The organism is Caminicella sporogenes DSM 14501 (genome assembly GCF_900142285.1).
Lineage (GTDB): Bacteria > Bacillota > Clostridia > Peptostreptococcales > Caminicellaceae > Caminicella > Caminicella sporogenes.
In genome coordinates this window covers 16,797-36,926 of sequence record NZ_FRAJ01000004.1, presented here as the reverse complement: position 1 = coordinate 36,926, position 20,130 = coordinate 16,797, and the positions used below count along the sequence as shown (strand labels likewise).

19 protein-coding genes and 1 other annotated feature are annotated in these 20,130 nt (G+C 28.7%); all 19 genes read left to right on the top strand.

From position 1 onward, the window contains the following. Positions 1–32 precede the first annotated feature (32 nt). Positions 33–320: a sporulation protein YqfC gene (gene yqfC, locus BUA90_RS02320; protein WP_072965788.1), complete on the top strand. Its 288-nt coding sequence runs from the start codon at positions 33–35 to the stop codon at positions 318–320. 1 nt (position 321) lies between these two features. Continuing rightward, complete coding sequence (gene yqfD, locus BUA90_RS02315; RefSeq protein WP_072965787.1) at positions 322–1,518, top strand: sporulation protein YqfD; 1,197 nt, start codon at positions 322–324, stop codon at positions 1,516–1,518. Then, positions 1,518–2,492: a PhoH family protein gene (locus tag BUA90_RS02310; protein WP_072965786.1), complete on the top strand. Its 975-nt coding sequence runs from the start codon at positions 1,518–1,520 to the stop codon at positions 2,490–2,492. Before yqfD ends, BUA90_RS02310 begins: the two co-directional genes overlap by 1 nt. A 147-nt stretch (positions 2,493–2,639) precedes the next feature. Then, positions 2,640–3,101, top strand: a complete 462-nt coding sequence (gene ybeY, locus BUA90_RS02305; RefSeq protein ID WP_072965785.1) for an rRNA maturation RNase YbeY — start codon at positions 2,640–2,642, stop codon at positions 3,099–3,101. A 15-nt stretch (positions 3,102–3,116) separates the two neighbouring features. Next, positions 3,117–3,503: a diacylglycerol kinase gene (locus BUA90_RS02300; protein ID WP_072965784.1), complete on the top strand. Its 387-nt coding sequence runs from the start codon at positions 3,117–3,119 to the stop codon at positions 3,501–3,503. 149 nt (positions 3,504–3,652) lie between these two features. Continuing rightward, positions 3,653–4,927, top strand: a complete 1,275-nt coding sequence (locus tag BUA90_RS02295; RefSeq protein WP_072965783.1) for a hemolysin family protein — start codon at positions 3,653–3,655, stop codon at positions 4,925–4,927. Then, a complete protein-coding gene (locus tag BUA90_RS02290) occupies positions 4,927–6,009 on the top strand; it encodes a DUF3048 domain-containing protein (RefSeq protein ID WP_072965782.1) in 1,083 nt (360 codons plus the stop codon). Before BUA90_RS02295 ends, BUA90_RS02290 begins: the two co-directional genes overlap by 1 nt. 26 nt (positions 6,010–6,035) lie before the next feature. Next, on the top strand, positions 6,036–6,926 hold the full coding sequence (era, locus tag BUA90_RS02285; RefSeq protein ID WP_072965781.1) for a GTPase Era: 891 nt from the start codon (positions 6,036–6,038) through the stop codon (positions 6,924–6,926). Positions 6,927–6,994: 68 nt separating this feature from the next. Then, positions 6,995–8,377: a magnesium transporter gene (gene mgtE / locus BUA90_RS02280; RefSeq protein WP_072965780.1), complete on the top strand. Its 1,383-nt coding sequence runs from the start codon at positions 6,995–6,997 to the stop codon at positions 8,375–8,377. Positions 8,378–8,466: 89 nt separating this feature from the next. Then, positions 8,467–8,622 carry a YqzL family protein gene (locus tag BUA90_RS12125; RefSeq protein ID WP_094756688.1) on the top strand — a complete coding sequence of 52 codons (156 nt, stop codon included), beginning with the start codon at positions 8,467–8,469 and terminating at the stop codon, positions 8,620–8,622. Positions 8,623–8,626: 4 nt separating this feature from the next. After that, positions 8,627–9,376: a DNA repair protein RecO gene (gene recO / locus BUA90_RS02270; protein WP_072965779.1), complete on the top strand. Its 750-nt coding sequence runs from the start codon at positions 8,627–8,629 to the stop codon at positions 9,374–9,376. 17 nt (positions 9,377–9,393) lie between these two features. Beyond that, on the top strand, positions 9,394–9,879 hold the full coding sequence (locus tag BUA90_RS02265) for a DUF4342 domain-containing protein (protein WP_072965778.1): 486 nt from the start codon (positions 9,394–9,396) through the stop codon (positions 9,877–9,879). 47 nt (positions 9,880–9,926) lie between these two features. Next, positions 9,927–10,101, top strand: a binding site (T-box leader). A 46-nt stretch (positions 10,102–10,147) separates the two neighbouring features. Next, the gene (locus BUA90_RS02260; protein ID WP_072965777.1) at positions 10,148–11,536 is read left to right on the top strand and encodes a glycine--tRNA ligase; all 1,389 of its coding nucleotides are present in this window, start codon (positions 10,148–10,150) and stop codon (positions 11,534–11,536) included. Positions 11,537–11,651: 115 nt separating this feature from the next. Then, a complete protein-coding gene (locus tag BUA90_RS02255; RefSeq protein WP_072965776.1) occupies positions 11,652–12,290 on the top strand; it encodes a transcriptional regulator CcpN in 639 nt (212 codons plus the stop codon). Positions 12,291–12,323: 33 nt separating this feature from the next. After that, positions 12,324–13,139 carry a pyruvate, water dikinase regulatory protein gene (locus BUA90_RS02250; protein ID WP_072965775.1) on the top strand — a complete coding sequence of 272 codons (816 nt, stop codon included), beginning with the start codon at positions 12,324–12,326 and terminating at the stop codon, positions 13,137–13,139. A gap of 26 nt (positions 13,140–13,165) precedes the next feature. After that, the gene (gene ppdK / locus BUA90_RS02245; protein ID WP_072965908.1) at positions 13,166–15,793 is read left to right on the top strand and encodes a pyruvate, phosphate dikinase; all 2,628 of its coding nucleotides are present in this window, start codon (positions 13,166–13,168) and stop codon (positions 15,791–15,793) included. 128 nt (positions 15,794–15,921) lie between these two features. Continuing rightward, the gene (locus tag BUA90_RS02240; protein WP_072965774.1) at positions 15,922–16,932 is read left to right on the top strand and encodes a deoxyguanosinetriphosphate triphosphohydrolase; all 1,011 of its coding nucleotides are present in this window, start codon (positions 15,922–15,924) and stop codon (positions 16,930–16,932) included. A 201-nt stretch (positions 16,933–17,133) separates the two neighbouring features. Further along, positions 17,134–18,969 carry a DNA primase gene (gene dnaG / locus BUA90_RS02235; RefSeq protein WP_072965773.1) on the top strand — a complete coding sequence of 612 codons (1,836 nt, stop codon included), beginning with the start codon at positions 17,134–17,136 and terminating at the stop codon, positions 18,967–18,969. Between the two features lie 33 nt (positions 18,970–19,002). Beyond that, positions 19,003–20,106, top strand: a complete 1,104-nt coding sequence (rpoD, locus tag BUA90_RS02230) for an RNA polymerase sigma factor RpoD (RefSeq protein WP_072965772.1) — start codon at positions 19,003–19,005, stop codon at positions 20,104–20,106. Positions 20,107–20,130 lie beyond the last annotated feature (24 nt).

Sequence of the window (20,130 nt, the reverse complement as noted above, 5' to 3'; positions counted from 1 at the left end):
ATACAATTTATAGAAGGAGGAAAGTTTTTGCTATGGAAGAAAAAAAGGAGCGTATAAGAGAGAGTATTTCTGAAATATTAGAACTCCCAAAAGATATAGTACTGGATTTACCGAGAGTTATACTTGTTGGAAATATTGAGCTTAAAATTGAAAATCATAAGGGAATTATAGAGTATTCAAAAGAAGTGGTGAGAGTTAAAGTTAAAAATGGAATTATAAAAATAATAGGCAGCAATTTGCTGCTCAAGTCAATTATTTTAGAAGAAATCACAATTACTGGAAATATTTTTTCTGTTAATTATGATAATAGAGGTGTTTAATTTGCTAGTAGTAAAATTGTGGAATTATTTTAGAGGTTATGTAGTGTTTAGACTTGAGGGACTTAATCTTGAAAGAGTGATAAATTTAGCAATTTCAAGAGGAGTTTATTTTTGGGATATACATAGAATTGATTATACTACAATTGAAGCAAAAGTTGGAATTGAAGGGTATAAAGAGCTGAGAAATATTATTAAAAAGACGGGATGTAGGGCAAAAATAAGTATGAAGATAGGTTATCCTTTTGTAATTTCAAATTTAAAGAGAAGAAAAGTAATAATAATAGGTTGGATTTTATCTTTGATGATTTTGATTATTTCGAGTTCATTTATTTGGTCAATAGATGTAGTAGGAAATAAAAAAATAAATGATGAAGAAATTTTAAAGACATTAAGAAATTTAGGACTTAATCAAGGAATATTTAAATATAAAGTAAATATTGACAATATAAAGAACAATTTATTGATTAAATATGATACAATATCATGGGTGGGTATTGAAATAAAGGGAACTAAAGCTATAGTAAAAATTATAGAAAGAGATGATAATCTAAATAAAATAGAAAGCAATATTCCATGTGATATTGTAGCTGATAAGAGAGGTATAATTGAAAAAGTAATAGCAAAAAATGGAGATGCTGTGGTAAAAAGAGGGGATATCGTAAAGCCAAATCAAGTTTTAATTAGTGGTAAAATAGTAAGAGAAGGTATGGATGTTAGATATGTTCATTCGTTGGGAGAAGTTTATGCTAGAACATTTTATGAAAAGGTGGAAAAAAGACCTATTTATAATATAATTAAAGTTAAAACTGGAAAGAAATATACTAGGAGAATAATTAGAATAGGAAATATGGAGTTTACGATATCAAAAGGCAATGTTCCATTTAAAAAATATGTAGTTGAGAAGAAAAATAAAAGTTTTTCAAAATGGAGGAAAATTAATATACCTATAGAAATTTTAATAGAGAATTACTATCAAATAGTTGAAAAAAAACAAAGAATAGATGAAAAAATTTTGAGAAAATCTCTTGAAAATTTTATGATAGTTAATATTATGAAAGAGATACCAAAAGAAGCAAAAATTTTAAATAAAACTTTCAAGTTTAAAAGAGAAAATAATATTTTCATTGCAAGACTTACAGTAGAATGTTTAGAATCTATAGGTGTTAAAAAAAGAATTAATATAGTTGAGGAGGATTAATGTTGCAGTCAAGATATGAAAGAAGAATTGAAGTAGGCAATATGCAAATTTTTTATGAGCTATTTGGAAGTTTAGATGAAAATATAAAGCTTATAGAAAATGCTTATAAAGTCAGTATTGTTTCAAGAGAAGGTGAGATAATTATTTTAGGTGATGAAGACAAAGTAAATATTGTTCAAAAAGTTTTAAAATCTTTGATTGATATTATTCATTCAGGTGAAAAATTAGATAAGCAAAAAATATTATATATTATCAGTTTGTATAATGAAGGTGAAGAAGAAAAAATAAGTGAACTTTTAGAAAATGTAGTATGCCTTACATCACGTGGAAAAATGATTAAACCTAAAACTTTAGGACAAAAAAAATATATTGAAGCTATAAAGAAAAATGATGTGATATTTGGAGTAGGACCTGCTGGAACAGGAAAAAGTTATTTGGCAGTTGCTATGGCGGTAACAGCTTTTAAAAACAAAGAAGTAAGCAGAATTATTTTAACTCGTCCAGCAGTTGAAGCAGGAGAAAGTTTGGGATTTTTACCTGGAGATTTGCAAATGAAAGTAGACCCTTATCTTAGACCTTTATATGATGCTTTATATGATATTTTAGGAGCAGAAACATATTTGAAGTATAAGGAAAGGGGAATGATTGAAGTAGCTCCACTAGCATATATGAGAGGGAGAACTCTTGATGATTCTTTTATCATATTAGATGAAGCACAAAATACGACAAAGGCTCAAATGAAAATGTTTTTAACTAGAATAGGTTTTGGTTCAAAGGCAGTAATAAATGGAGATATAACTCAAATAGATTTACCAAAGGGAAAACATTCAGGTTTAATACAAGCAATAGATATATTAAAGAATGTTGAAGGAATAGAATTTGTTCATTTAACTCAGAAAGATGTTGTAAGGCATAGTCTTGTTCAAAAGATAATTAAAGCTTATGATGATTATGAAAATAAAAAGAAGAAATAGGATATTTTTTAAAATTGGACAAGTTGTATAGCTATAATAATACAAAGTAAAAAAAGACCAGCTATTAAATGTCAAGTAGGAAAATTGAATAAAACATTATAATTAAACAACTAAAAATTGGCATGACAAAAAGAGGTGTATTAAAAAGTGGATGTAATTGTTGACAATAGGCAAAATAAAATTCAGTTAAATGATAAGCTAATTAATCTTGTAAAAAAAGTGGTAGAAAAATGTTTAAACGAAGAGGGAATAAAACAAGATGTTGAAATAAGTATTTCATTTGTAGATAATAATGAAATAAGAGAGCTTAATAAGAATTTTAGAGATAAAGATACTAAAACAGATGTATTATCATTTCCTCAATATGACAATATTGAAATGATAAAGTCTTTGGATACAAAGATAATACTAGGAGATATAGTAATCTCTTTAGAAAAAGCAAGAGAGCAGTCAGTTGAATATGGACATACCTTTGAAAGAGAAGTAGCTTTTCTTACAGCACACAGTATGTATCATCTATTTGGATTTGATCATGATACGGAAGAAAATACTAAAATAATGAGACAAAAAGAGGAAAAAGTATTAAAAGATTTGGGTATATTAAGATAATAATGGTGAATAAATATGAGGGCAAAAAATTTGTTAGAAAGTTTTAAGTATGCAATAGAAGGTATTATATATACTTTTAAAACTCAAAGAAATATGAGAATACATGTAGTAATAGCTTTTTTAGTAATATTTTTTTCTTTCTTTTTAAAATTAAGTAAAACAGAAATGATTTTAATGTTTTTTACTATTTCTTTAGTAATTGTTGCTGAGATGATAAATACTGCTATTGAAGCTACAATTGATTTAATTACAGATAAATATCATGAACTTGCAAAGATTGCAAAAAATGTAGCTGCAGGTGCAGTTTTAATATCGGCAGTTAATTCTATGGTAGTTGCTTATATTATCTTTTATGATAAAATATATAACATTTTATCTCGGTTAATATACAATAATAAATAATTTTCCAGCTTAAAGTTTTAAATTGTTTATTTTTTCTAAATAAAAATAAAAGCTAAAATACTTTTAACTCAGTGAAAAGATATATAATTTATGTAAATTTGAAATTAAATAGGGGGTGCAATATTTAGGAATAGCTTTGGAGGAATATTATGGATATTAATATATTTGTGCGATTAGTATTACTTATTGTACTATTGAGTTTGTCTGGAATTTTTTCTAGTGCTGAAACTTCTCTGTCTTCATTGAATATTGTTAATGTAAAGCGTCTTAAAAGAAAAGGTATAAGAGAAGCACAGATTTTAGAAAAATTATTAAAAAATTCTTCTAAAACTTTAGCCACAATTTTAATAGGAAATAATATAGCTAATATAGCAGCAACAGCAATTGCTACGGAGTTAACTCTAATGATTTTTACAGGTAGGGAAGCAACATTTATAGTTACAATTATAATGACTGTTTTAGTACTTGTATTTGGGGAAATAACTCCTAAAACGTATGCAGCATATAATCCAGAGAAAATGGCAGTCAAACTTGCAGGTTTAATAGATTTTCTTTCAATTGTTTTTACGCCTGTTTTGTTTGTCTTAAATAAAATAACGAAAGTGATTATTAGGATATTTGGTGGAAATGTGGCAAGCAATAGAACTGTTGTATCAGAAGAAGAAATAAAGACGCTTGTTGATGTAGGAGAAGAAATGGGAATTATAGAAAAACAGGAAAGAGAAATGATAAATAGCATTTTTGAAATAGGAGATATTTATGTTACAGATGTTATGGTTCCAAGAATAGATATGATTTATTTGGAAGAAAAAGCAACTATTAAAGATGCTATAAAATATGTATTAGAGCATGGATATTCAAGAATACCTGTTATAAGTGATTCTGTGGATAATATTATAGGAATTATTTATGCAAAAGATTTGCTTTCCTGTTATTTTGATGAGAAAAATATTGAAGATTTAACTATTAAGGATTTAATAAGACCTGCTTATTTTATTCCTCAAAGTAAAAAAGCAATAGACCTTTTAACTGAAATGCAGATTAAAAAGGTACATATTGCAATAGTGTTAGACGAATATGGAGGAACTATGGGATTAGTAACTATTGAAGATATTTTAGAAGAAATAGTTGGAGATATTTTAGATGAATATGATAAAGAAATTGACTTAATTGATTATGTAGATGAAAACACATTGATAGTAGATTCAAAAGTTTCTATTGAGGAAATAAATCGAATATTTAGTATAAATTTGCCGGATGATGAATTTGATTCTATTGGCGGGTTTGTCTTTAATTTAATAGGAAAAGTTCCAAATATAAATGACACAATAAGATATGAAGATATATCGTTTAAAGTTTTAGATATCCATAATAGAAGAATTAAAAAAGTACAGATAAAAAGAGTTGACAAGGGGGATAAATAATGAAAAAGTACATATTTTTAATTATGATTTTACTATTGTTTACTGGGTGCTCAAAAAGTGAACCGGCTTTAAAAGATGATAATTCAGTTGAGCAGTCAATTATAGAAGAAAGTAATAATAAGGTTGTTTCTGAAAATAATATAAAGGATAGTATTGACAATTCAGATAAAAAAGTTAATGATAGAGAAGGCAAGATAAAATCGCCTCTTACTGGATTATATATTGAAAAAGAACAGTTAAATCCAAGACCTATTGCAGTTATGATAGATAATTACTATAAAGCTAGACCACAGGCAGGATTAAGTGATGCAGATATTATATGTGAAATTTTAGCTGAAGGAAATATTACGAGATATATGGCTATAATCTATTCTTCTAAACCAAGTACAATTGGACCTGTGAGAAGTGCAAGACCTTATTTTATAAGTAAAGCATTAGAATATGACCCATTATATGTTCATGTAGGAGGAAGTCCTCAAGCTTTAAAAGATATAAGAGCATTGAAAATGGCTGATATAGATGCACTTTCTTGTGGCAAAAATACATTTTGGAGAAAAAGGCATAAGCCTATACCTAATAATATGTATACGAGCTATGAAGCTTTAATAAAAGAAGCTCATAGGAGAAAATATAAAGCAAACGGCAATTTTAAGACGCTTTCTTTTAATGAAGAAGATACGGATATTGAAGGACAGATTTTAAAAGATATAAAATTTCCTTATAGGAAAAATTATGTTTCAGAATTTAGATATAATGATGAAGAAAAACTTTATTATAGATATATTAATAATAAGCCTCATAGAGATGAAGTTACTAAAATTCATTTATCTGCAAAGAATATAATAGTTCAGTATACAAATACAAAAGTTATTGACAGTAAGGGAAGACTTGATGTAAATTTGATAGGTAAAGGAAAGGGATTTTACATTACAAATGGAAAGATAATGAAAATAATTTGGAAGAAAGGTAGCAGAAGAGATATTACGAGGTTTTATGATTTAAATGGAAATGAAATAAAATTAAATCCTGGAATTACATGGTATCAAATAGTACCGAGTAATTTAAAAATAATAATGAATTAATATTAAATATAATAGGTGGTGGTAAAATGTCGTTTAAATCAGGATTTGTAACAATTATAGGCAGACCTAATGTAGGAAAATCGACATTAATTAATAATTTAATAGGACAAAAAATTTTGATAATGTCTAATAAACCTCAAACTACGAGAAATAAGATAAGAACTATTTATAATGGTGAAAATATACAAATTATATTTTTAGATACTCCGGGAATTCATAAACCTAAAAATAAATTAGGAGAGCAAATGGTTAAATCGGCACAGGAAACTTTAAATGAAGTAGATGTTATTGTGTTTGTTGTAGATAATTCAAAGACTATCGGAGCTGGAGATAGATACATACTTGAAATACTTAAAAATGTAAAAACCCCTGTTATTTTAGCTATCAATAAGATAGATATAATTTCTCCAGAAGATTTTAAAAATATTTTTGATATGTATAGTAAATATGAATTTATAAGTGATATAATAGGTATATCTGCTATTAAAGGTACAAATACGGATAAGTTATTGGAAATCATAACTTCAAAATTACCAGAAGGTCCTATGTACTTCCCACATGATATGATAACTGATCAGCCTGAGAGATTTATCATATCTGAAATTATTAGAGAAAAACTACTTCATAACTTGCATGAAGAAGTTCCCCATGGTGTAGCAGTAGATTTGAATTTTGTAAAAAAGAGAGAGGATAAAGATATAATTGATATAGATGCAACAATCTTTTGTGAGAAAAACTCTCACAAATCAATAATTATTGGAAAAAATGGAAGAATGATAAAGAAAATAGGTAAAAGTGCTAGAGAAGAAATAGAAAGATTACTCGGTTCTAAAGTATATATGGAATTATGGGTAAAAGTAAAAAAGGATTGGAGAGATAATGAAAATATTTTAAGAAGTTTAGGATATAAAGAATAAATTTATATACTTAATTGGCTATTATAGATTAGAATTTTTTTGCAACTTTCCCTAAAGGGGGTGACAGCTTGACATTACAAAGTGAAAGAAAATTTGAAGACAGATTGCAAGTAGTTAAAGATTTACTAGCAAGAAATGAAGATGTAGCTTTGAATGAATATATTCAGCAGCTGCATCCTGCAGATGTTGCTGAAATACTACTTAAACTTGATTATGAGGATCAGGAAAAATTTTTCAGTATATTATCATGGGAACAAGCCAGTAGAGTGCTAGAAGAAGTAGATTCTGAAACTTTTACAAGTTTAATAGGTATTTTAAAGAAAGAGCAAAAAACACTTATATTAGATCAAATGTCTCAAGACGATATGGTTGACCTCTTAGCAGACCTTTCAGAAGAAAAGAGAAAAGAAATTATTTCTCTTTTGGATTTAGAAAATGCTCAAGAAGTTAGAGAGTTGCTAGTTTATCAGGAAGATACAGCTGGCGGAATAATGACAAAAGATTTTATTGCCGTCAGAAAAGATATTACAGTATATCAGGCTATTGAAGATTTAAGAGAATCAGCAGGAGATGCAGAAACTGTTTATTACGTTTATGTTGTAGATAATGAAGAACGTCTTGTTGGGGTTTTATCATTAAGAGAACTGATAGTAAGTAAACCAAATAAATTAATTGAAGACATAATGCATGAGCAGGTTATAAGTGTTAATCTCGATACAGACCAAGAAGAAGTTGCTAGACTTGTGGCAAAATACGATTTATTAGCTATACCTGTTGTTGATAAAGATAATAAATTAATGGGTATAATAACAGTAGATGATATTATAGATGTAATTGAAGAAGAAGCTACTGAAGATATTTATAAATTTGCAGGAACTTCTGAAATAGAATATACAGATGAGGATAAATTGTCATCAAGGATTTATGCATCTGTTAAATCGAGACTTCCATGGTTAATAATTACTATGTTTGGTGGATTACTTTCCGCTAAAGTAATTGGAAGTTATGAAGCTGCTTTAAATAAAAATACATCTATAGCTCTTTTTATGCCTCTTTTAGCTGGTATGGGTGGTAATGTAGGTACGCAATCATCTACTTTAACTGTTAGAGGTATAGCAATGGGAAATATAAAAGGGAAGGAAGTATTGAAAACTTTATTGCAAGAATTTTCTGTGGGATTTTTAGTTGGATTAGTTTGTAGCATAATAGCAGCACTTCTTTCATTAGTTGTACAAGGTGATATAGCTTTAAGTATAGTTGTAGGTATAGCCATGTGGGCAAATATGATAACTGCTGCAAGTATAGGGACTTTAGTTCCTCTAGTTTTTAAGAGGATAGGTGTAGACCCAGCAGTTGCATCAGCTCCGTTTATTTCTACTACGATTGATATTACAGGTTTATCAATATATTTTACTCTTACAACGATTTTATTAAATAAGTTTATATTGTAAAATTAAAGTATTACAAATTTTTCATTGTATATTAGTTTGCCCCCTATGCAGAAAATAAGTATATAAAATAAGAATGGGGGGTAGACTTTATGGAAAGAGAAACTTTATGGAAATTATTTAGTAAAACAGGCGATATAAATACTTATTTGCTTTTAAAGGAATATGAACAGTTAATAAATGACATTAAGACAAATAATATACATAATATGAATGATGAAGATTTTCAAAATATTAATTTGAGGTGATTAAATGTTATTTAAGACCGATGCAGTGGTCTTAAGAAAAAATAAAATATCTGATTCAGATGTTATTTTGACTCTTTTTACAAGAAAAAGCGGTAAAGTTAAGGCAGTGGCTAAGGGTGGAAGAAAACCCAAATCTAAGTTATCTCCAGCTTCCCACCCATTTATTTTTGGAGAATTTATCATAAATAAAGGCAGCAAATTGGATAGAATTTCATCTGTGGATATTAAAGAAAGTTTTTATAAAGTTAGAGAAGATTTAATTAGATTAGCATATGCTTCATATATAGCTGAACTTTGTGAATCAGTTATACTTGAAGGAGTTACTAATAATAGATTATTTGATACTTTACTTAAAAGTTTATATTTGATTACATATGATAATAATAATTTGGAATTTATAAAAGCTACATTTCAGATAAAATTATTGGATTATGTTGGTTTTAGACCAGAAGTAAACAGATGTGTCAGCTGTGGAAATGAAAGTTTTGAAAAATATAGATTTAGTATTCAGCATGGTGGATTAATTTGTGATTTATGTTCAAATCAGTATGAAAAACTAATTGTTATAAGTAATACAGTAAAGAAATTAATTGATTATATTTTAAGGACTGATATTATTACATTATCAAAATTAAAATTAAATCAAAATATAGTTAAAAATTTAAATAAGTTATTTGATAAGTATATTGAAATTCATTTGGAGAAAAATAATTTTAAAAGTCTTGAATTTTTAAAGACTTTAAATAAAATTTAAATTAAGGGGTGAAGAAAATGGGATTTGGTTTACCAGAAATTGATGAAATAAGGGGAAGAACAGGAGCTACGTATAAAGAGGCAAAAGAAGCATTAGAAGCAACTGATGGTGATATACTTGAAGCTATAATTTATATTGAAACAAAACAGCAAAAAAGTTTTGCAAATAATATGTCAGAAAAGGGCAATGAAATAATTGAAAAATTAAAAGAACTTATTAAGAAGGGAAATGTAACTAGAATTTTATTAAGGCGAGATGAAGAAATAGTTATAAATATTCCCGTTACAGCAGGAGCTGTTGGAGCTGTACTTTTTACTCCGGCAACTATCGCAGGAATACTTGTTGCATTAGCTACTGGTTGTAGATTAGAAATAGTTAAAGATAATGGAGAAATAATTGATGTAAAAGATATTACTGAAGATACTTTTTCAAATATAAAACAAAAAGTAGATGAAGCAAGGGAAAAAATTATAAGTAAGAAAAAAGATGATGATTTAAAATAAGAGGTTTACAAAACATATAAATTGTGGTAAAATCTCAAAAAAAATAGAGGGTAGCATTGAAGGAGAAGAGTAGCTAAGTTTACTATCATAGAGAGTCGGTGATGCTGGAAATCCGATATAGTAGCTTAGTGAAGGGAGCTCCTGAGCGATACCATTTTAAAGAGGATACAAATTTGTATCAATTAGGGTGGAACCGCGGAAGGACAGCCTTTCGTCCCTTTTTGGGATGAAGGGCTAAATTTATTTTTTGATGAGGAGGTTTATATATATGACAGAGAAAGTTACAATGGACAAAATAGTATCACTTGCAAAATCTAGAGGATTTATTTTCCCGGGTTCTGATATTTATGGTGGACTTGCTAATACATGGGATTATGGACCTTTAGGAGTAGAATTAAAAAATAATGTTAAAAAGGCTTGGTGGAAAAAATTTATTCAAGAATGTCCTTATAACGTTGGAGTAGATACAGCTATTTTGATGAATCCACAGGTTTGGGTTGCATCAGGACATGTAGGAGGTTTTAGCGACCCTCTTATAGATTGTAAAAAGTGTAAATCTAGGTTTAGAGCTGACAAATTGATAGAGGATTATGCTAAATCTAATAATGAAGAAATTATTGTAGATGGTTGGACAAATGAAGAAATGGAAAGTTATATAAAAGAAAAAGATATAAAATGTCCAGAATGTGGAGAAAAAGATTTTACTAGTATTAGACAATTTAATCTGATGTTTAAAACATATCAGGGGGTTGTAGAAGACAGTAAGTCTGAAATATATTTAAGACCAGAAACTGCTCAAGGTATTTTTGTAAACTTTAAAGCTGTACAGAGAGCTGCTAGAAAAAAAATTCCTTTTGGAATAGGTCAAATAGGAAAATCATTCAGAAATGAAATAACTCCGGGTAATTTTACTTTTAGAACGAGAGAATTTGAACAGATGGAATTAGAATTTTTCTGCAAACCTGGAGAAGATTTAGAGTGGTTTGAGTATTGGAAAAATTTCTGTAAAAATTGGCTTCTTAACTTAGGTATGAAAGAAGAAAATATTAGACTTAGGGACCATTCTAAAGAAGAGTTATCTCATTATAGTAATGCTACTACAGATATTGAATACAGATTCCCGTTTGGTTGGGGAGAACTTTGGGGGATTGCTGACAGAACTGATTTTGACCTAAAACAGCATATGGAGCATTCTGGAGTTGATTTGAGGTATCAAGACCCAACTACTAATGAAAAATACATACCATTTTGTATTGAACCTTCATTAGGTGCAGATAGAGTTACTTTGGCATTTTTAATAGATGCATATGAAGAAGAAAAATTAGAAGACGGAACGGAAAGAAAAGTATTAAGGTTACATCCAGCTTTAGCTCCATTTAAAGCAGCAGTATTTCCTCTTTCTAAAAAGTTAAGTGAAAAAGCTGAAGAAATATATGCATTACTTTCTAAAAAGTTTATGGTAGATTATGATGAATCTGGAAGTATAGGAAAGAGATATAGAAGACATGATGAAATAGGAACGCCATATTGTATAACAGTTGATTTTGATACATTAGAAGATAGTTGTGTAACAGTAAGGGATAGAGATACTATGGAGCAAGTAAGAATTAAAATTGATGAATTAGAAGAATATATTGCAAAAAGAGTCGAATTTTAAAAAGGATAGTCTAAAGACTATCCTTTTTAAATAAAAATCAAAAAAAATATAAACATTTTAGACAAAATAGTATATAATATATATATAATAGTATAACACATAAAATATAGTAGAGGTGATTGTCATAGAATTTTCAAGTCGTCAAAAGAAAATAATTCAAATTGTGCAGGAAAATGAACCTATTACAAGTGAACAAATTGCAAACATGCTAAATTTAACCAGAGCTACATTAAGACCAGACCTTGCAGTTTTAACAATGACGGGAATATTAGAAGCAAGGCCTAAAGTAGGATATTTTTATTCTGGAAATAAGGAAAGCATAGAGCTGCTTAATCGGATTTATGAAATAAAGGTAGGTGAAATAAAATCTGTACCGGTAGTAGTAGATGAAAAAACTTCTGTATACGATGCAATTGTATCCATGTTTTTAGAAGATGTTGGAACAGTTTTTGTCATCTCAGATGGATATTTAGCAGGAGTTGTGTCAAGAAAGGATTTTCTTAAAACGGCTATAGGTGGTACAGATATAAATAAAGTGCCGGTAGGTATTATAATGACGAGGATGCCTAATATTGTTACAGTAAAGCCTACTGAAACAGTTTTAGAAGCAGCTAAAAAAATTATTGAACATGAAGTAGATAGTTTACCTATAGTAGAGGAAAAAATTATTGATGATAAAGAGTATTTAAAGGTAGTTGGTAGAATATCTAAGACAAATATTACTAAATTATTTATAGAATTAGCAAATAAATAAAGCTTATATTGTAAATTTGGGAGGAATAATATAATGCAGGATAAATTATATGTGTATATTGTATCTGATTCGATAGGAGAAACAGCTGAACAAGTAGCAAAGGCGGCAATAAGTCAATTTGAAGATGTTAAATATATAATAAAAAGATTTTCATATATTTCTGATAGTGAACAAATATTTGATATAATTGAACAAGCAAAAAAATTTCGTTCTATAATTATATTTACCACAGTAATTGATGAATTAAAAGAGACATTGATAGATGAATGTGAAAAAAATAACATAGAATATGTAGATATTATGTCTTCAGTTATGAATTCTTTACATAGTGTTTTAGGAATAGAACCTATTAATGAACCCGGTGTTATAAGGAAATTAGATGAAAGGTATTTTAATAGAGTTGAAGCAATAGAATTTGCTGTAAAATACGATGATGGAAAGGATTCAAGAGGCATAAAGAAAGCCGACATAGTATTAATTGGTGTATCTAGAACATCTAAAACACCTTTAAGTATGTATTTAGCTCATAAAAATATAAAAGTTGCTAATGTACCGTTAGTACCTGAAGCTCCTGTACCAGATGAATTATTTGAAATATCTCCAAAGAAAATTATAGGATTAACTGCAAATCCAATAAAACTCAATGAAATTAGGCAGGAAAGATTAAAAGCTTTAGGATTAAATAATAATGCATCATATGCTAATCTCGATAGAATTTTAGAGGAACTTGATTATGCAGAAAAAGTTATGAAAAAGATAGGTTGTGCTATCATAGATGTTTCAAATAAAGCAGTAGAAGAAACAGCAGGTATTATTTTAGATATTATGAGGGAAAACGGTATTATATAAATTGAGATATATTGGAAGGAGTGGGAATTTTGAAAAAGTATGTATATTTTTTTAGTGAAGGAAATAAGGAGATGAAATCTTTATTAGGTGGTAAAGGAGCAAATCTAGCAGAAATGAACAAAATAGGATTACCTGTACCACCGGGTTTCACTATTACAACAAAGGCTTGTAATAGGTATTATGAATGTGATAGAGAAATTGATAAAGAAATAAAAGAACAGATATTTAACAATTTAAAAATACTTGAAAGGGAAACAGGTAAAGTTTTTGGTGATTCAGAAAATCCGCTGTTAGTATCAGTAAGGTCAGGAGCAGTAATATCAATGCCGGGTATGATGGATACAGTATTAAATCTTGGTCTTAACGATATAACTGTTAAAGGATTGAGTAAAAAGACAAATAATGAAAGATTTGCTTATGACAGTTATCGCAGATTTATTCAAATGTTTGGAGATGTAGTGCTAGGTATTCCTAAATATAAATTTGATAGTGTTTTGGAAAAAGTAAAAATGGAAAAAAGGGTAGAAAATGATACTGAACTTACTATTGATGATTTAAGAGAAATGATAAAAAAATACAAGGATTTAATAAAAAAAGAAGCAAGGATAGATTTTCCAGATAACCCCGAAGAGCAGTTGATGATGGCTGTAAAAGCAGTTTTTGATTCTTGGAATAATTCAAGAGCAATAGTATATAGGAAGATAAATGATATTCCTCATCATTTAGGAACAGCTGTTAATGTTCAGTCTATGGTATTTGGAAATATGGGAGAAAATTCTGGAACAGGAGTTGCATTTACAAGACATCCGTCTACTGGTAAAAAAGAAATTTTTGGTGAATTTTTATTAAATGCGCAAGGTGAAGATGTCGTTGCTGGTATAAGAACTCCAAAACCTATTTCAGAACTGAAAAATATAATGCCAAAAGTTTACGATGAATTTGTAAAAATTACTGAGATTTTAGAAAATCATTATAAAGATATGCAGGATATAGAATTTACAATAGAAGAAGGAAAGTTATATATTCTTCAAACTAGAAATGGTAAGAGAACGGCAAAGGCAGCTGTAAATATTGCAGTAGATATGGCAAATGAAGGGCTTATAGATAAAAAAACAGCTGTAATGAGAATTGATCCTCAGCAGATAGGACAACTTCTTTATCCAACTTTTAAGTCAGAAGAACTTAAAAAGGCTAAAAAAATAGCTGAGGGACTGCCTGCTTCACCGGGAGCAGCTACAGGTAAGATTTATTTTAATGCTGAAGATGCAGTTAAAGCAGCTGACAGTGGAGAAAAGGTTATACTTGTTAGAGTGGAAACTTCTCCTGAAGATATTGAAGGTATGGTAAAAGCTGAAGCAATATTAACTGCGAGAGGCGGAATGACTTCTCATGCAGCTGTGGTTGCAAGAGGAATGGGTAAATGCTGTGTTGCTGGCTGTGGCGAAATAAGAATAGAAGAACATAATAAGCTATTTAGAGCAGGTGATAAAGTTTATAGAGAAGGAGATTTTATTTCTATTGATGGTAATACGGGAAAAGTATATGAAGGAATTATAGAAACTAAAGATGCAGATTTGATTGGAAATTTTGGAGTGTTAATGGAATGGGCTGATGAGTTTAGAAGATTGAGAGTTAGGACTAATGCAGATACTCCAAGAGATTCAGAGATAGCAGTTAAATTTGGAGCAGAAGGAATTGGTCTATGTAGAACAGAGCATATGTTTTTTAAAGAAAATAGGATATTGGCAGTAAGAGAAATGATAATTTCAAAAACTGTTGAAGAAAGAAAAAAAGCTCTAGATAAATTACTTCCATTTCAAAAAGAAGATTTTATTGGTATTTTTAGAGCAATGGGCTGTAGACCTGTAACAATAAGACTTTTAGACCCGCCACTTCATGAATTTTTACCTAATAAAGACGAAGATATAAAAATACTTGCAAAAGAAATAGGAGTAGAATTTAATGCTTTGAAAGATAAAATTGAGGAACTTAAGGAATTTAATCCAATGCTTGGACATAGGGGATGTAGACTTGGAATTACCTATCCAGAAATATATGAAATGCAGGTAAAAGCGATAATATTAGCTGCAATTGAAGTAAAAGAAAAATTTGGCATAGAAATAAAACCTGAAATAATGATTCCATTAGTGGGAATAGAAAGGGAAATAGAAATTATTAAACAGCTTATAAATCAGACTGCAGAAAATATAATGTCAGAAAAAGGAATGAAAATTGCTTATAAGGTAGGAACAATGATTGAAGTGCCAAGAGCAGCTTTAATTGCAGATAAGATAGCTAAACATGCAGAATTTTTTTCCTTTGGAACAAATGATTTGACACAGATGACTTTTGGATTTTCAAGAGATGATTCTGGAAAATTCATAAATGAATATAGAGAAAAAGAAATATTTGAAAAAGATCCATTTGCAAGATTAGATCAAGTAGGTGTTGGAAAATTAGTGGAGATGGCAATTAATTTAGGAAGACAGACGAGAAAAGATATTAAGCTTGGAATATGTGGTGAACATGGAGGAGAGCCTCAATCAATAGATTTTTTCCATAGGATAGGTTTAGATTATGTATCATGTTCTCCTTATAGAGTACCAATAGCTAGACTTGCAGCTGCTCAGGCTGCCATAAGAAACAGCAACTAAAAGATGGGTGCAAAAATATGCACCTATTTTTTAGTTAAAAATTTAATTTTAAAGGAATTAAATAGGTCATTGTTGTATATATACAATATAAAGAAAATAAAAATTAATTTTCAAGAGGGGCTGACTAAATGTTTATTAGGGAGATAACTGAACAAATGGAACTTAATAATCTGTCAAAATTTGCAGTTAAGGCATGTGAAACAAAGGGGCGGAAATATGTTGAAGAAAAATGTGAAATTAGAACTGACTTTCAAAGGGATAGAGATAGAATTATACATTCAAAAGCTTTTAGAAGACTTAAACATAAAACACAAGTATTTCTTTCTCCGGAAGGTGATCATTATAGAACTAGATTGACACATACCCTTGAAGTTTCACAGATTTCAAGAACAATAGCCAGAGCTTTAAAATTAAATGAGGATTTGACAGAAGCAATTGCTTTAGGACATGATTTAGGACATACTCCCTTTGGACATTGTGGAGAAGTAGCTCTTAATAAAATTCACAGTAGAGGGTTTAAGCACAATGAGCAGAGTTTGCGTGTTGTAGATGTATTAGAAAAGAGGGAAAATGGAGAAAATGGATTAAATTTGACATATGAAGTTAGAGATGGGATATTAAATCATAGTGGCGACAATATGCCAAAGACTTTAGAAGGACAAATAGTAAAAATTAGTGACAGAATAGCATATATCAATCATGATATTGATGATGCTATTAGAGCTAAAGTTCTTGATTATAATATGTTGCCAAAAGATTGTATTAAAATACTAGGTAGAACGAATAGAGAAAGAATAAATACAATGATAGTTGATATAATTAAAAACAGTTATGGTAAAAATATTATTATGATGAGTGATGAAGTTTTATTTGCTACTAATAAATTGAGGAAATTTATGTTTGAAAATGTCTATTTAAATAAAGAAGCAAAAAGAGAAGAAGTAAAGGCACAAAATATTATTTATGAGCTTTATGATTATTTTATAAATAATCCTGATAAAATACCTAAAGATATGTATAATAAAATAGACTGTAAAGTAGATATTGAAGAAATTGTAAAGGATTATATTGCAGGAATGTCCGATAGATATGCTGTAAACAAATTTATGAGTATTTATGTTCCAAAATTTTGGGTATAAGACAATAATTTTTAAAACTATTCAGAAAATTCATTATTTTAGAATTTTAATTATTTAGAAGGAAATCAAGGAAAAATGTCGAATTATGGAGAGTCGATGTTCTTAATACTTTCAAAAAGGTCATTTTTTTTGTTGTTTTAAGAGGAAATTGACAATTTATAGAGAAAATATAATAATATATTTCATTTAGGTGTGAGTGATATGGCTGGAAGATATTCTGAAAGTTTGATAGATGAAGTTCTGCATAGTAATGACATCATTGATATTATATCTGAGTATGTAAATTTAAAAAGGACAGGTAGGAATTATAAAGGATTATGTCCTTTTCATACTGAAAAAACACCTTCATTTATGGTATCGCAAGATAAACAGCTCTATCACTGCTTTGGTTGTGGTGCAGCAGGAAATGTTATTAATTTCATTATGAATATAGAAAATTTGGATTTTATTGATGCGCTAGAATTTTTAGCAGAAAAAGCAGGAATAAATATAGAACAATATAAAGAAAATAATGGTAATCAAGAAATTTATATAAAAAAACAAAAACTTTACGAAATTAATAGACAAGCTGCCATATTTTTTTATAAAAATTTGACTAAAAATGACAATGAAGGCATAAGATATTTGAAAAAAAGGGGATTGAATATTGAAACAATCAAAAAATTTGGACTTGGATATGCAATAAATGATTGGGAAGCACTAAATAAGTATTTATTAGCGAAAGGATATTCTCAAAAACTTATTTATGAAGCAGGGCTTGTAATAAAAAGAGAAAAGTCGAGTGGGTATTATGATAGATTTAGAAATAGAGTGATATTTCCAATAATAAGTACTACAAAAAAGATATTAGGTTTTGGAGGAAGAGTGCTAGATGATTCAATCCCTAAGTATTTGAATTCTCCTGAAAGTTTGATATTTAATAAAAGAAATATACTTTATGGTTTAAATTTAGCTCGCAGTGAATTGGGAAAAGAAAGAAAATTAATTCTTGTTGAAGGATATATGGATGTTATTGCATTATATCAATATGGTATAAAAAATGTAATTGCTACATTAGGTACTGCTCTGACTGCAAACCATGGAGAATTACTCAAAAGATATTGTGATGAAGTAATAATTGCCTACGATTCAGATACTGCTGGAGAATCAGCTACTATTAGAGGTTTAGATGTTTTAAATGAAGTTGGTTGTAAGGTTAAGGTAATAAAACTTGATAGAAATATGGATCCAGATGAATATATTAGAAAAAATGGAAAAGATAGTTTTTTAGAGAAGATAAAAAATGCTTTGCCTCTTCTTGATTATAAAATAGAGTTAATAAAGAAAAAATATGATTTAAGCTTAAATGAAGGAAAAATACATTTTTTACAGGAGTCTATAGAAATTATCAAAAAACTAATAAAAAGTCCAGTGGAAAGAGAAATTTATGTAAAAAAACTTTCTAAGGAAACAGATGTTCCTGCAAATGTAATAAATTCGGAAATTTATGGCAATAATAAGTTTAAAAAAGATTATAAAAGTAAAAAAAATAATTATAATGATGTAAGAAGATTAGTTCATTTAAAACCAGTTAAGTCTGTATTGAAAGATGGTTTAGTTGAAATCGAAAAAAAAATTATAGCTCTTTGCATGATAAGCAAAACAGAATATGATAAAATAAAATCTCATATAACTGAAGAAGATTTTTCAAATTTATTACTTAGAAATATTTTTTCTGTTTTAGGTAAAAAATATGAAGAAGATAAAAAAATAGATATTAATTTATTTATAGATGAACTGGATATTGAAGAAGCTAAAATGCTTAGAGGTATAATTAAAAACTTACTTCCTTATGAAGATATTGATAAAACAATATGTGAACTTACACTATCGCTTAAAAGATTTAATATAGATAAAAAAATAAAATCGATTAAAAATGAAATAAAACTATTAGAAAAACAAGAAAATAAAAGAAAAGGAGATGTAGTTAGGATAAATGAGCTATGTGGAGAGTTGAGAAGATTAATAGAAATGGAGAAAAAATTAATGGAAGGTTAAATGTAAAGTTTGTATGGAAGGGAGGGAAGTCAAATGAGTAAAAAGAAAAATAATGATGATAAGATGAAATCAGTAAAAAAATTGATTGAACAGGGGAAGAAAAAGGGTACACTGACTTATACTGAAATAATGGATGCATTAGAAGATATAGACATAGATAAGGATCAAATAGAAGAAGTTTATGACTCATTGACTTCTATGGGAATTGAAATAATAGGTGATAAAGATGTTGTACTTGATATAAATGATAATGATGATATTTCTGATGGTGAAGAAGTTGCTATTGATTTATCAATGCCTAAAGGTATTAGTATAGATGACCCTGTAAGAATGTATTTAAAAGAAATTGGAAAAGTTCCTCTTTTATCAGCTGAAGAGGAAATAGAACTTGCCAAGAGAATGGAGCAAGGTGATGAAGAAGCGAAGAGAAGATTATGCGAGGCTAATTTGAGGTTAGTTGTTAGTATTGCAAAGAGATATGTTGGAAGAGGAATGTTGTTTTTAGATTTAATACAAGAAGGAAATTTAGGCTTGATTAAAGCTGTTGAAAAATTTGATTGGAGAAAAGGATATAAATTTAGTACTTATGCTACATGGTGGATAAGACAAGCTATAACTAGAGCAATAGCTGATCAAGCTAGAACTATAAGAATTCCTGTTCATATGGTTGAAACGATAAATAAACTCATAAGAGTTTCTAGGCAATTGCTTCAAGAATTAGGTAGAGAGCCTAGCCCTGAAGAAATTGCAAAAGAAATGGATATGACAGTTGAAAAAGTTAGAGAAATTTTAAAAATAGCACAGGAACCTGTTTCTTTAGAAACCCCGATTGGCGAAGAAGAAGACAGTCATTTAGGAGATTTTATTCCTGATAATGATGCACCAGCTCCAGCAGAAGCAGCTGCTTTTTCTATGCTGAAAGAGCAGTTAATAGAAGTTTTAGATACACTTACTCCTAGAGAACAAAAAGTTTTGAAATTGAGATTTGGTTTAGAAGATGGAAGAGCTAGGACATTAGAAGAAGTAGGCAAAAAGTTTGATGTTACTAGAGAAAGAATTAGACAGATAGAAGCTAAAGCATTAAGAAAATTAAAACATCCTAGCAGAAGTAAAAAATTAAAAGATTATTTAGAATAATAAAGATTCGCATTTTAGCGAATC